This window comes from Pseudohaliea sp., assembly GCF_040217025.1.
Lineage (GTDB): Bacteria > Pseudomonadota > Gammaproteobacteria > Pseudomonadales > Halieaceae > Pseudohaliea.
Genome location: NZ_JAVJOA010000008.1, coordinates 1,178,819 through 1,192,400 on the forward strand (window position 1 = coordinate 1,178,819; position 13,582 = coordinate 1,192,400).

A 13,582-nucleotide genomic window follows, 5' to 3' on the forward strand; every position below is an offset into this window, starting at 1 on the left:
TCAATTGCGGAAGTCGGTCTCGACCTCGGCGGCGAGGTACAGGAAAGCCGCATAAGCGGCCACGTTCTGCGCCAGCGCGGCGGGGTCGATCTTGTCGAGTGTATCGTCCGGCGTGTGGTGCAGGTCGAAGTAGTCCCAGCCGTTCTGAATCAGCCCGACCACCGGCACGCCGGCCTCGCGCAGGTACTTGAGGTCCGGCCCGCCGCGGGCGGCATTGCTGCCCGGGCCGATACCGAGCGGGTGGAGCACGTCGCGGATCGCGGCGGCAGTGGCCAGCGCCTCGGGCCCCACCGCCGTGTCGAAGCGCCAGATGCGACCGGCGCCGAAGTCTGATTCCGCGGCAATGACGTGCCGGTCCAGCGCCTCCGCGTGCTGTTCCGCGTAGGCCTTGGCACCGACCAGGCCGACCTCCTCGGCCCCGAACAGCACCACGCGCACCGTGCGTCGCGGCGCTTCCGGCAAAGCCTTGAGGAGCCGCGCCGCGGCCACCACGATGCCGACGCCGGCGCCGTCGTCCACCGCCCCGGTGCCGAGATCCCAGGCGTCGAGGTGCGCGCCGGCGAGCACGATCTCCTCCGGGGCTTCCCGCCCGCGAAGCTCCGCCACCACGTTGCCGGAGCGCGAGGGCGGCAGCAGCTGCGGGGTCAGCACGAGACGGACCGTGACGCTCCCGGCGCGGGCGAGCGCCCGGCGAAGCTGGTCCGCATCCGGGGCGGAGAGCGCTGCCGTCGGCACGCCGCCGCCCTTACCCTCGGTGAGGCGGCGCATCTGGCCCGTGTGCGGGAAGCGGTGCGAATCGGTGCCCACGGAACGGATCAGGGCGCCGACGGCCCCGAGGCGTTCCGCCTCGTAGGCCGTGGCCCGGCGCTTGGCGACCGCGACACCGTAACCGGAACCGTCCTGGGTGCGCGTCATCGGCTCGTCTACGAAGACGATTCGCCCCGCGAGCGACCCGTCAGGTGCCGCCTGCAGCGCCGCCAGGGACGGGAAGGCGGCGACCTCGCCGGCCACACCGCCGGGACCCGTGGACGTGCTGCCGCCCAGGGCGGTTAACGCGAGCGGCTGCGGAAAGGGCTCGACGATCTCCGCCCGTTCGTCCCCGCGCACCCACAGCGGCACGTCGAAGGGCTCGACGCGGACATTCGCGAAGCCTAGGTCGGTCAACTGGTCCACCGCCCAGTCCCGTGCGCGCGCTTCCTGCGCCGTACCGGCGAGGCGGGGCCCTACCTCCGTCGTCAGCGAAGTCACCAGCTCCATCGCCAGCGCGTCACCGCGGGCCGCGGCGATGAGCCCGTCTGCGGTCGCGCGCACCTGCGGCGGCAGCACCGGGTCCGTGGCGCCGGCGGGCAGTACCGGGAGCAGGAAAGAGCAGGCAAGAATGGCGGAAAGCAGGCGCATGGAAGGTTCCTGTGATTGAGGCAAGCGCCTATGCTGCCACCCGCGCCGGGGGGGCGCCAGTGCCGCCACGAGGCAGCAATCAGCGAGGCCCCGCCACCACGGGCTCGCGACTCAGGCCCGGAAGCTGATCGCCGCCAGCGATTCCTCGTCGGTACAGGTGATCGTGCTGGTCTTGAAGTTGAGATCCACGAACAGTTCGCAGAAGTGCTCGCCGCGGCGCCACGCCATCGCGACGCTGGAGTCGTTCGAGTACAGCAGTTCGAAGCTGCCGTCGAAGGCCGGGTGCCGGTTGCGGAAGCGCATGAGCGCCAGCAGGCGCTGCACCACCGGCTGCTGCACCGCCCGGTCGACGCCGTCGAGGCTGTAGTAGCTGCGGTTGATATCGCGGAGCTCGCCCGTGTGCTCCATGAGTCCCGTGTCATTGCAGCCGGCGAGGAGCCCGACGTAGTAGACCTGGGGAATCCCCGGTGTGAAAAACTGGATCGCCCGCGCGGCGATGTAGGCATCGTCGTTCTGCATCAGGGCGTCGTAGTAGGTGCAGGTGAGCTGATAGATCGCGCCGACGCTGTGGATGTTGGCGGCGGACTTGCGCAGGATCGGGTCGGCGCTGCGCGCGTCGATGTTGTTGATCAGGACCTTCAGCTTGTCCTCCGGCAGGATGCCCTCCACGTCCGGGATGCAGATGCCGTCGTGCGTATCCAGCACGGTGATCATGTTGCGCGGGCACATGCGCAGCCACTGCTTCAGGTGCGTGCTGTTCGCAGCGAGCAGGCTGTAGAGCAGAAGCGGCGGCAGAGCGAAGCCGTAGGGGCGCATGTCCCGGCGGCTGAGCGCGTACTGGTAGCTGTAGTGGTCGTGAACCTCCGGCAGGCATTCCGCGCCGTGGGCCTTCGCCACGCCGTTCACCCACTCGAGCAGCCGGTAGACATCGGGCTCCACGAGGAAACAGCTGGTACCGATACGCTTGCTGGTGTAGCCGAAGGCATCGAGGCGCAGGAGCTTCGCGCCGCGAGCCGTGAGGAAGGTGATGTAGTCCTCCATGAGGCGGTAGGCCAGCGGCGCGTCGTAGTTGAGATCGACCTGGTGCTCCGTGAAGGTGCACCACACCCGCGCGCTGCCGCCGTCGTCAAAGTTCACTTCCCGGAAAGGCTCTTTCTCCTTGCGGATGTGGATCTTCGCCAGGTCGTCCGGGGTGATCTCACCGAGCTTGTCGACGTCGACAAACAGTTCCGCCCAGGGCGATTCGAAGCCCCTCGCACGGAAATCACGGAACTGCTCCGACTCGTCGGAGATGTGGTTGATGGTGAGGTCCACGCACAGGTCGAAGTCGGCGGCGAGGGCCTCGATGTCATCCCAGTCGCCGTAGCGCGGATCGACTTCCTTGTGAGTCAGCGGCGAGAAGCCGGCATCGGCATTGGACGGGTAGAACGGCAGCAGGTGTACACCGCCGATGGCGTCGGCGAAATGGCGATCGATGACCCTGCGCAGGTCCTTGAGGTCCCTGCCCAGCCGATCCGGGTAGCAGATGAGCTGTACCGCGTTGCGCAGCGCCATGGCGCTTTCTCCCCGGCTCTCGCCTCCCTTCAGCCGCCGCGGGCGTGCGCGTGGACGGCCTCCATGAACTCGCTGCCCCAGAGCGCGATATCGTAGTGGCGCACCGAGTCGAAGGCCTCGGCCAGCCGGCTGCGGGCCTCGTCGCGGCTGAGGGTCAGGGCCAGGTAGCAGGTCGTGACCAGTTCGTGCGGGTCGTGCGGGTTGGTGAGGATAGCGCCGCGCAGCTCCGCGGCGGCGCCCGCGAACTCCGACAGCACCAGCACCCCGCAGCCGCCGGTCTTGCCCTGGGTGGCGACATACTCCTTGGCGACGAGGTTGAGGCCGTCGCGCAGCGGCGTGATCCACATGACATCGGCGACGGCGTAATAGGCCACGAGCTGCTCGAAGGGCACGCTGCGGAAGAAAAACTGCAGCGGCATCCAGCCGATCTGGGCGAAGCGGCCATTGATGCGGCCGACGGTCTGCTCGATCTGCGTCTGCAGCTCGTCGTAGATCGTCATGCCCTGCGCAGCCGGAACGCAGATGGTCACCAGCGTGACCTTGCCGCGCAGTTCCGGGTTTTCCTCCAGCAGGGTCTCCCAGGCGACGAGTTTCTCCAGGATGCCCTTGGTGAAGTCGAGCCGCTCTACCGAGAGCACCAGCTTCTGGCCCTTCAGTTCCTCGCGCAGTTCGCCGATGCGGGCCTGCACCGCCTGGTCGTCGAGGGCGCTCTGGACGCGGCCGAGGTCCAGGCCCACGGGATGCGCGCCGAGCCCGATGCGCCGCCCGGCGACCTCGATCTCGGCGGTCATTTCCTCGAGGCCGACAGCACAACCGTAGGTGAAGAAGCGCGGTGCGCAATTGACCTTCTCAAGCACCTCAATGGGCATGACGCCCCGGGCCACGTCGACGAAATTCTCCGCCTGCCGCGGAATGTGGAAGCCGATGTAGTCGCACTGCAGCAGGCTGCCGACGATCTGCCGGCGCCAGGGCAGTACGTTGAACACGTCCGCGGAAGGGAAATAAGTATGGTGGAAGAAGGCGATAGTCAGGTCCGGGCGCAGCTCGCGCAGGTAGGCGGGCACCATCCACAGGTTGTAGTCGTGGATCCAGATGACCGCGCCCTCGGCGGCCTCGGCTGCAGCGCGCTCGGCAAAGCGCCGGTTCACCTCCAGGAAGACGTTCCAGTGCTCCTCGTGGAAGCTCGCCCGCTCCCAGAAGGTGTGCAGCGTGGGCCAGAAGGCCTCCTTGGAGAAACGCTTGTAGAAGATCTCGACATCCGCCTCGGAGAGCGCCACCCGCGCCGCCACAAGCTTCGGGTAGCGCTCGAGGTCGACATCCGTGTGCACCTCGAAGGGTCCGAGGTCCGGGTCGTCGATGGCCCAGGCCACCCAGGAGCCGGCGCGGCCGTCGGCGAAGAACGACAATAGCGTGGGCAGGATACCGTTCGGGGATTTCGGCCGCCGCCGCTTACGTTCCCCGTCCTCGACGAACTCCTCGTAGGGCAGCCGGTGATAGACGATGACCAGGTCCGACTTGCCCGTCCGGCTCACGGCCTGCAGTTCCGCATCGACGCCTTCGCTGCCGAGGAAACCGAAGTAGTGGAAGGCCTCGAGGATGCCGCCGGCGCCGGGCTCGCGCGCGTGGTAGACCCGGGCGAGCTCCTGGGTGGCGAGCAGCAGGCCCTCCTCCGAGTCGCCCACGCAAACGCCCTTGAAGCCCTGTTCGTACATGGAAAGATCGTTCAGCGTATCGCCGGCGACCATCACTTCTTCCGGGTCGAGGCCGAGGTGCGCCACCAGCCGGGTCAGCGTGCGCCCTTTATTGACTCCTTTGGGCAGCACGTCAAAGTACTTGCCGGCCGAGAAGAGCAGGTCACAGCCGAGCTCTGCCACGCTGCGGCGCACGGCCTCGTCGATGTGATGCTCCTCGCAGAAGTAGGAGCAGCGCCGCTCCTGCGGCACCTCCTGCCGCTGCAGTTCCGTGAAGCGCGCCAGCGCCTCCGCGACGACGTGTTCGCCGGGCCAGAGCTGGTCGATGGGTTCCTGCAGGGCGAGCACGGGCTGCTGGGTGGCCCCGTGAACCACCGTCGCGCCGACGTCGCTGATGATGTAGTCCGGCTGCGGGATGGTGGGGTCCGCGAGGAGCGGGAGGACGTGCTCCAGGCCGCGACCGGTCACGAAGACGAGGTCGATGCCCGGGTGGGCGGCGATCAGCTGGTAGAGCCTGAGGCGACCCTCCTGGTTGCCGCCGAGAAAGGTGCCGTCGAGGTCTGTGGCTAGAAGCATAACGCTTGGCGCCTTCCGGCCGGTCGGTGTCGGGGACGCACCCCGCCGCCGCGGCCCGCGCCGCTGGTTCCTCCTGTGGGAAAATGCTCGGCTTTGACGCGCCCGCCACCGGCGAACGCCTTGCCAGCAAACACTACCACAGGCATGGGAGAGCGGCCAGCGGACGCCCCGGGAGAGAGCCCCGGGGCGGCGTGCTAGAGCCGGGTGACCACGGCCCAGGTCCCGGAGAGCAGCAGCCCGAGCTGGCAGAGCATGCCGATGGCCATGCCCGGCCCGCGCTTCGCCGGGTCCTTTACATAGGCGTTGCGGTAGAGGATGCGGCCCATGAAAAAGCCGAGGCCGAGGAGCGGCGCCACGAGGGGCACGCTGAACCAGTACGCCGTGATCCAGAGCGCCGGCAGCACGATGACCAGCTGCTCCAGCGTATTCATCTGCACGCGGTAGGCGCGGTCGAAGTCCGGATGGCCGCTGCAGGCCGGTGCCTCGATGCCGTGGCGTACCCGCTCACGGCCCACCAGCATGGCGAAGGCAAGATACTGGGCGAGGAGCAGAAGGGTGACGAGCGCGGTAAACTCCATGGGGGGCTCCGGTCCGGGTTTGCCGTAGCATAGCCCGCCCGGGCCCGCCCTGCACGGGCAGCGACGGAATCCGGGTACAGCGCCGTAGAAGGGGCCAGGCACAGCGGCACCCCGGGGCAGCGCAGGAGGAGGAACGCCATGGCTGAAAGACTGCTTCGCGGCGGCGCGCTCGCGCTCCTGCTACTGCTGGCGGGCTGCGGCGGTGGCGGCGGTGGTGGTACCAGCGCGCCGAACACCGCGCCCCCCGCAGCGGACACACCACCACCTCCGCCTCCGGAGCCGCCGGCGGACGATCCCCCGGCCGACGACGAGGGGATCCTGCGCGGTCTCTACGGTGCGTCCCGCCTCGCCGCCCGGGCGACCTTCGGCATGGAGCTCGAGGCCATCGAGGCGATCGAGGCGCGGGGGGAAGCCAGCTGGCTCGAAGACCAGTTCGTCCTCCCCGTCACCCACCACTCCCCGGTCGTCTCCGAGCTGCTCGCCCGCGAGGCCGCCGGCGACTTCGAGCAACTGCGCGCCGACAACGACAACCTGCAGGCCCTGTTCGGCCGCATGGCCTGGTGGCACACCACGCTCACCGCCGAAGACCAGCTGCGCCAGCGCACGGCCTACGCCCTGAGCCAGCTCTTCGTGGTGTCCGATGGCTTGGATATCCTTTTCCTGTACCCCTACGCCACCAGCGACTACTACGACACGCTCCTCGACCACGCCTTCGGTAACTTCCGCGACCTGCTTCTCGCGGTCACGCTGCACCCGGCCATGGGCGTCTACCTCAGCCACCTCAATAACGCGAAGGCGGACCCGGAGGCCAACATTTTCCCGGACGAGAACTACGCCAGGGAGGTGATGCAGCTGTTCAGCATCGGCCTGTTCGAGCTCAACCCCGACGGCACGGAAAAGCTGGACCCACAGGGGCAGTTGATCCCGACCTACGACAACGACGCTATCCGCGAGTTCGCCCGGGTCTTCACCGGGCTGTCCTGGGGCGGCGACAACCCGCGCTTCGGCTCCGATCGCGCCACCTTCCGCGAGCCGATGCAGCTTTTCGAAGCCTTCCACGACGACGGTGCCAAGACGCTGCTGCGCGGCACGACGCTGCCGGCGGGCCAGGGCGGCATGGCGGACATCGAGGCGGCCGTGGACAACCTCTTCGAGCACCCGAACACCGGGCCCTTCATCGGCCGCCAGCTGATCCAGCGGCTGGTGACCTCCAACCCCTCGCCGGCCTACGTCGAGCGCGTAACGCGGGCCTTCAACGGGGAAGGCGCCAGCCCGCGGGGCGACATGAAAGCCGTGCTGCGGGCGATCCTGCTCGACCCGGAGGCGCGTGCGCTGCCCGACCCGGCCGCCGCGGCGGGCAAGCTGCGCGAGCCGATCCTGCGCCTGCTGGCCACGCTGCGGCAGCTCGGCGCTTCGAGCCCGGACGGCTTCTACGCCAACACCGGCTTCTTCGTCCAGCAGCAGCTGCAGCAGCACCCGCTGTCGGCACCGAGCGTGTTCAACTTCTACCTGCCCGATTACCAGCCCATCGGCGAGATCGCCGCGGCGGGGCTGGTGGCCCCGGAGTTCCAGATCACCAACGCGAGCTCGGTGGTCGCCCTGGCCAACGTGCTGCAGGCAGCGGTGCTCGGCGACTTTGTCAACGACCTGCGCGAGCCGCCCTTCAGCGCCGCCACCCTGGATCTCGACCCCTGGGTCGCGGTGGCGGACGACGTGAACGCGCTGCTCGAGCGGATGGATTCGGTGTTCACCTACGGCACCCTCTCCGCCGCCACGCGCAGCGCTATCGGCGACGCCGCCCGGCAGATCGACGACCCGCTGCTGCGGGCACGCGTGGCCCTGTACCTGCTGCTCATTTCCCCCGATTACGCCGTGGAGCTCTGACCATGCTGACCCGCCGACGCTTCCTCTACCACGGCTGCGCGGCCAGCGCGGCGACCATGACCGCAGGCAGCGCGCTGCTCCAGCTCGCCGGCGCCCGCCGCGCGGCCGCCCAGCCCGCCGGTGACTATCGCGCCCTGGTCTGCATCCTGCTCGCCGGCGGCAACGACTCCTTCAACATGCTCGTCCCCGACGACAGCGAGAGCTACGCGGGCTACGCCGCGCTGCGCACGGACCTGGCGCTGCCCCGGGACAGCCTGCTGCCGCTGCCGGGGACCGATGCGCTCGGCCGGCGCTACGGGCTGCACCCGGGCATGCCGGGACTGAAACAGCTGTTCGAGCGCGGCGAGGCCGCCTTCGTCAACAACGTGGGCACACTGCTCGCCCCGGTGGATTTCGAGGCCATCGCCAGCGGCAGCTGGCCGCTGCCGCTGGGCCTGTTCTCCCACGCGGACCAGATCGAGCAATGGCAGACGGCGGTCTCCGATGCGCGCATCGCCGAAGGCTGGGGCGGCCGCCTCGCGGACCTGTTCCCGGAAAGCAACAATGCCAACGGCATTGCCATGAACATCTCCCTTTCCGGCAACAACGTGTTCCAGGGCGGGGCCAGTATCGCACCCTATGCGGTGACCACCGACGATGCCGGCGCCGTCAGCCTCGCCGGCTACAACGACGGCACGCCGGGCGGCGACTTCACCCGCGCCGTGGTGGATCAGCTGCTGGCCGCACCCCAGGGCGCGCTCCTGCGGCGCGCCTACCGGGACAGCCTCGCCGGGGCCATCGAGGCGCAGCAGTTCTTCAGTGCTGCCCTCGCCGAGGCACCGCCGCTGGCGACGCCCTTCGCCGGAGACCCCTTCTCGCTGGCGCTGCGGCAGGTCGCGCGTATCGTGGCCATCCGCGAGACCCTCGGCGCATCGCGGCAGACCTTCTTCATCACGGTGGGTGGCTGGGATCACCACGACGACGTGTTGGAGAACCAGGCGGAAATGCTGCCCATGATCGACGGCGGCCTTGCCGCCTTCCGCGATGCGCTCGCGGAGCTCGGCATGCTCGATCGCGTCACCACGTTCACCACTTCCGACTTCGGCCGCACCCTCACCTCCAACGGCAAGGGCTCGGACCACGGCTGGGGTGGCCACCAGGTCGTCATGGGCGGTGCGGTCAAGGGCGGCGGGTTCTACGGGGAGTACCCGGACATCTACCCGGGCAACCCGCTGGACGTCGGCCGGGGCAGCTTCGTGCCGACGCTGTCGGTTGACGAGTACTTCGCCGAGCTGGCGCTCTGGTTCGGCGTCGCGCCGGGGGACCTCGCGACGGTACTGCCGAACATCGGCGCCTTCTACAGCCCGACGTCAGGCGCGGCGCCGGTAGGCTTCATCGCCTAGCGCCCGTGTTGGAGGTCCGCTCAGTTCAGGCGGCGTGAGGGTTCGCCCGCTCGATGAGCGCGTCGACATCGACGCCCCGGGGCAGCGTGCCGAAATTGCGGTCGCCGCTACCGCCGAGGCGGGAGCGGATGAAGCCGTCGGCGACAGCCTCGTTCCCCGCCTGCAGCAGCAGGCTGCCCTGGGCCACCAGTGCCAGCCGGTCGACCAGGGAGCGGGCGCGATACTCGAGCTCGTCGCCGTTGCCAAGGGCCACCTCGAGCTCGGCCACGGCGGCGTCGAGCACCGGGTGGCCGCCTGCGGTCCGGGCCAGCTCGCGGTGCCAGGCATCGAGGGCCTCGGGGCTCTTTGCCACGGCGCGCAGCAGGTCCAGCGCCTGGACGTTGCCGGAGCCCTCCCAGATGGCGTTGATCGGCGCATCGCGGTAGAGCCGCGCGAAAATGAAATCCTCGGTCACGCCATTGCCGCCGAAGCATTCCATTGCCTCGGACACGTGGAACGGGGTGCGCTTGCAGATCCAGTACTTGCCGGTGGGCAGGCCGAGGCGAAGCAGCAGCCCCTCGTGCTCGTCGCTGGCGAGGCTCCGGTCCAGGGCCTCACCCATGCGCAGCGTCAGTGCCAGGGACCCCTCCAGCTCCAGCTGCAGGTCGGCGAGCACGTTGCGCATCAGCGGCTGGTCCACCAGGCGCTTGCCGAAGGCGCTGCGGCCCAGGGTGTGGTTCACGGCCTGGGCCACGGCCTGGCGCTGCGCCGCGCTAGAGCCGATCATGCAGTCGAAGCGGGTCATGGCGACCATCTCGATGATCGCCGGTACGCCGCGGCCCTCCTCCCCGACCATCCAGCCGAGGGCCCCGCGCAGCTCGATTTCCGAGGAGGCATTGGCGACGTTGCCCATCTTGTTCTTCAGGCGCTGCACCTGGATCGGGTTCTTGCTGCCGTCCGGCCGCCAGCGCGGCACCAGGAAGCAGGACAGGCCGCCGTCGCTCTGCGCCAGCACGAGGAAGGCATCGCACATGGGCGCGGAGGTGAACCACTTGTGGCCCACGAGTTCGTATTCGCCCCCGGGACCGCCGGTGCCCAGCGCCCGGGCAGCCGTGGTATTGGCACGCACATCGGAGCCGCCCTGCTTCTCGGTCATGCCCATGCCGATGGTCAGCGCGCTCTTCTCCGTGTGCGGCACGTTGCGCGGGTCGTAGCCCCGCGCGAGCACCTTGGGCAGCCACTCCTCCCCCACGGACGGCGTAAGCCGCAGTGTCGGCACGGCGGCAAAGGTCATGGTCAGCGGGCAGCCGTGCCCGGACTCCACCTGCGCCTGCAGGTAGTACTGCGCGGCGCGGGCCACGTGGGCGCCGGGCCCGGGGTCCGACCACGGCTGGCTGTGCAGCCCCGCCTCGAGGCCCAGCGCCATGAGCCGGTGGTAGGCCTCGTGGTAGCGCACCTGGTCGACCCGGTAGCCCTGGCGGTCGTGGCCGAAGAACTGCGGCTTGTGCTCGTTGGCGAGAAAGCCCCACTCGATCACCTCGGCGCTGCCACAGCGCTCGCCGTGGGCCGACAGCGTGTCCTCCGCCCACGCCGCGCCGTGGCGCGCCACCCCCTCGCGCAGGGCGGTATCACCGGCATAGCTGTTGATGCCCTCGAGGGCCTCGGACTGGTTGAAAACCTCGTGCGTGTGCGCGAGATGGTCGACGGAGAAGTTGCTGTTATCGGTCGTCATGGCGGGCTCCTGCCGTGGCGTTGCATCGGGCCGAGGCGGCATCAGTCATGGTACCAGAGCCCCACCCCGCCTGCCCTTCCCGCCTGCCGAGCTACCTAGCCGCCGTGGTGCGCCGTGCCGCAGTGCCAGCAGAAGTCGAAGGTAGCGGGACTCTCGCTGCCGCAGCGCGGGCAGGTCCAGTCCGCCTCCTCGATGGCCGCCTGCGCCCGCTCGATGGCGAGGCGCGCCCGCTCCGCGTCGCGGCTGCGCCGCACCCAGAGCTCCGGCCAGGTATCGATGGGCGCCAGCTCCCCGGCCGCGCCGGCGGCGTACTCGTTGTGCACCACGCAGGGAATGCCCAGGCGCTCGAGCGCATGGCGGGCCTGGGCCACCAGGAGGGGACTGGGATGGGTGTAGACAAGTTGCACGTTGCGCACCACGGGCCGGGCTGGCCGCATTGTAACCATCCGGTACCCCGCTTGTCGGCCCCGTGCACCCGGGCTACGATTCCCACTTATTGCGCTCACTCATTTTAACGCTGCCTGGCCACCCCTCGGTAGGGGTTGCGCCAGTGGCCCTGGCGGACCCGGCATGGGCTTCACCCTCACACGCGAACTCCCTAATCACGGAGCTCCCAGCCTGCTCCCCGAGGTTGCCTTTTCACCGGACGGCGCCACCTTTGCGGCCTCAGTGCAGGAACACAACGAGGTCCGGCTGTATGACACGGCGAGCGGGGAGTGCCTGCGTACCTGGTCCAGTCCGGAGGCCGGCTTCGGCGAGCCCCACGGGCTGGTACTCACGGAGCGTCATCTCCTCGTATCCAACCGGCACTACTTCAGCGCGCCCAGCGACATCCGTGTCTACCGGCTTGCCGCGACGGATGATCGCCCGGTCGACTGCCTCACCACTCCCTTCCCCGGGCTTGTCGAGGCACACAGTCTCGCGCTGTCCCGGGGACGCCTGCTGGTCACCTATTGCGAGGGCGATGGCAGGACCGGCGGCGTGGTCTGCTACGGCTACGACGACGAAGCGGGGAAGCTGGGCAAGCCGCTGTCAGTGGTCGAGGACTGCTTCCGCACGCTCGGCGATCCCAAGGGCGTGAGCTTCCTCGATGGCGGGCGCCGCGCCATCGTGTCCTTCAACTCCCTCAAGACCAATCCAGTCCTCCTGGAACTGTACCTGCGGTACCTGCGCCGCTGGTACCGGAACCGTGGGCGTACCGCCGCGAGCATCCTGCGGCATGCCGCCGGAGTCCTCCGGGGCCGGCCCGTCAACCAGCGCAGGCCGCTGCCGATCCTCAAGAACGGCCTGGCGTTCTTCACCATCGATGAAGCGGGCCGGCTGAGCCCGGCACCGGAGCGTGTTATCTTCCGGGACACGTTCTGCCGGCTGGAGAACGTGCATTGCCAGGGGAACACCTGCGCGGTCGCGGACACGATCAACGGCCAGGTTCAGCTGTACGACCTTGCCACGGATCCAGGCCTCAGCTGCCCCGGGCAGGTCATACAGGAGGGTGTGACACTTCCTCACGGCGTCAAGGTCTCACCGGATGGGCGTACCCTCGTTGTGAGCAACTATGGCCTTCGCGCCTGGCGGCAGGAGATTCTCTGGCACGGCTGGAGCAACCCTCGAAGCGATACGATTTCCATCTACAGGCGGGCCTGACGAGGGTCATCCTGACACTAGCGGCGCTGCACCGAAGGGCTGAGCAGCCCGGCGCGAAGGCGCAGCGCCCGCCTAAGCAACGGGTGTACAGGCCTGCGGGCACCTCGCGTGTACAGGTCTTCGGGGTGCAACAGGTTTTCAAGCGGCGCACCCGCGAGGTAGCGGCCGTAGTTGTGGGCGATGATGTCAACCTCGGCATGCTCCCGGTCCGCCACCTGCGGCGTGACGTGGGGCGTGAGGAGCACGTTTCTCCTGCGCCAGAGACTGTCCCAGGGCGGCAGAGGCTCCGGGTGCGTGACATCGAGGCCGGCCGCCGCTAACCGACCCTCATCCAGGGCCGCCTTCATGGCTCTTGTATCGACGAGCCGTCCCCGGGCGACATATACCAGCATAGCGCCGGGCTTCAGCGCCTCGAATTGCCGCACACCCAGCATGTGGTGGCTGCTGTCGTTGAGCGAAGCTGCCAGCACGAGGACATCGGCCTCGACAAGCAGTGTCTCGAATGCATCTCCCGCCGCCCGGCTGTAGGCGGGGATCCCGAGGCCGCCGTCACCAAGCGCCCGTCGGCGGAAGGCCCGGACCTGCATGCCCAGCGCCTGGCACCGCGGCACCAGCGCCCTGGCCGTATGGCCGAGACCTACGACAAGGACCTTCCGGCCTACCAGGCCGCGGAGTTGAGCGGCGTTGCGCAATCCCCACGCGCGGCGACGCTGGGCGGTCAGCAGCGCGTGACTGTCGTAGGCGAGCGACAGCATGAAGAACAGCGCGTGCTCGGCGAGTACCGGCGCCGAACGCCCCGACGCCGAAGTGACATGGAAGGGCGCGGTGACGATTTGCTGGGACGCGCAGCGATCGAGACCGCTCTGGTTGCAGTGCACCCAGCGCAGTCGATCATGCTCCAGAAAGGACTCGTCGGGCGTGCCCTTGAGTACCACTATCTCCGCTTCCAAAAGATGTCGGCGCAAGCCTGTGCGATCCCGCGGCGACAGGAAGACAGTCTCTGCAGGCCGGAAAAGAGCCTCCAGGCGAGCGCGCTGCGCCTCGCTATAAGGCGACGCCACGACGACACGGGTCGGCGCAGCTGGCGCGGGAACCTGCGGGCCGCCCGCGTCGCGCTCGATTGCTTCCAAGAGACAGGCCTCCGTAGCAATGCCGTCCCGGCGG

At 68.9% G+C, this 13,582-nt stretch carries 10 protein-coding genes; 3 read left to right on the plus strand and 7 right to left on the minus strand.

Translation table 11 applies throughout. The annotated features are described in order from the left end of the window. The 4 genes from RKE50_RS09575 to RKE50_RS09590 form a co-directional block, all read right to left on the minus strand. The gene (locus RKE50_RS09575) at window positions 1-1,398 is read right to left on the minus strand and encodes a M20/M25/M40 family metallo-hydrolase (RefSeq protein WP_350036162.1); all 1,398 of its coding nucleotides are present in this window, start codon (window positions 1,396-1,398) and stop codon (window positions 1-3) included. Between the two features lie 111 nt (window positions 1,399-1,509). Then, window positions 1,510-2,952: a sucrose phosphorylase gene (gene gtfA / locus RKE50_RS09580; RefSeq protein ID WP_350036163.1), complete on the minus strand. Its 1,443-nt coding sequence runs from the start codon at window positions 2,950-2,952 to the stop codon at window positions 1,510-1,512. A 29-nt stretch (window positions 2,953-2,981) separates the two neighbouring features. Then, on the minus strand, window positions 2,982-5,219 hold the full coding sequence (ggpS, locus tag RKE50_RS09585; protein ID WP_350036164.1) for a glucosylglycerol-phosphate synthase: 2,238 nt from the start codon (window positions 5,217-5,219) through the stop codon (window positions 2,982-2,984). Window positions 5,220-5,413: 194 nt separating this feature from the next. Continuing rightward, window positions 5,414-5,797, minus strand: coding sequence for an MAPEG family protein (locus tag RKE50_RS09590; protein ID WP_350036165.1), 384 nt, complete (start codon window positions 5,795-5,797; stop codon window positions 5,414-5,416). A 138-nt stretch (window positions 5,798-5,935) separates the two neighbouring features. On the opposite strand from RKE50_RS09590, the gene RKE50_RS09595 reads away from it, so the two are divergent. Both RKE50_RS09595 and RKE50_RS09600 read left to right on the plus strand, forming a co-directional pair. Further along, window positions 5,936-7,681 (plus strand): DUF1800 domain-containing protein, encoded by a 1,746-nt coding sequence (locus RKE50_RS09595; RefSeq protein ID WP_350036166.1) that lies wholly within the window; start codon window positions 5,936-5,938, stop codon window positions 7,679-7,681. 2 nt (window positions 7,682-7,683) lie between these two features. Beyond that, window positions 7,684-9,063 carry a DUF1501 domain-containing protein gene (locus RKE50_RS09600; RefSeq protein WP_350036167.1) on the plus strand — a complete coding sequence of 460 codons (1,380 nt, stop codon included), beginning with the start codon at window positions 7,684-7,686 and terminating at the stop codon, window positions 9,061-9,063. A 25-nt stretch (window positions 9,064-9,088) separates the two neighbouring features. Here the strand turns inward: RKE50_RS09600 and RKE50_RS09605 are convergent, their stop codons facing one another. Further along, entirely contained in the window at window positions 9,089-10,774 is a 1,686-nt protein-coding gene (locus tag RKE50_RS09605; RefSeq protein ID WP_350036168.1) for an acyl-CoA dehydrogenase family protein, read from the minus strand. Between the two features lie 95 nt (window positions 10,775-10,869). Next, entirely contained in the window at window positions 10,870-11,211 is a 342-nt protein-coding gene (locus RKE50_RS09610) for a putative signal transducing protein (RefSeq protein ID WP_350036169.1), read from the minus strand. Between the two features lie 133 nt (window positions 11,212-11,344). Between RKE50_RS09610 and RKE50_RS09615 the strand changes: the two genes are divergently transcribed. Continuing rightward, the gene (locus tag RKE50_RS09615) at window positions 11,345-12,418 is read left to right on the plus strand and encodes a YncE family protein (RefSeq protein WP_350036170.1); all 1,074 of its coding nucleotides are present in this window, start codon (window positions 11,345-11,347) and stop codon (window positions 12,416-12,418) included. A gap of 17 nt (window positions 12,419-12,435) precedes the next feature. Here RKE50_RS09615 and RKE50_RS09620 read toward each other — a convergent pair whose 3' ends face one another. After that, window positions 12,436-13,548, minus strand: coding sequence for an NAD(P)-dependent oxidoreductase (locus tag RKE50_RS09620; protein ID WP_350036171.1), 1,113 nt, complete (start codon window positions 13,546-13,548; stop codon window positions 12,436-12,438). Between the last annotated feature and the right edge of the window lie 34 nt (window positions 13,549-13,582).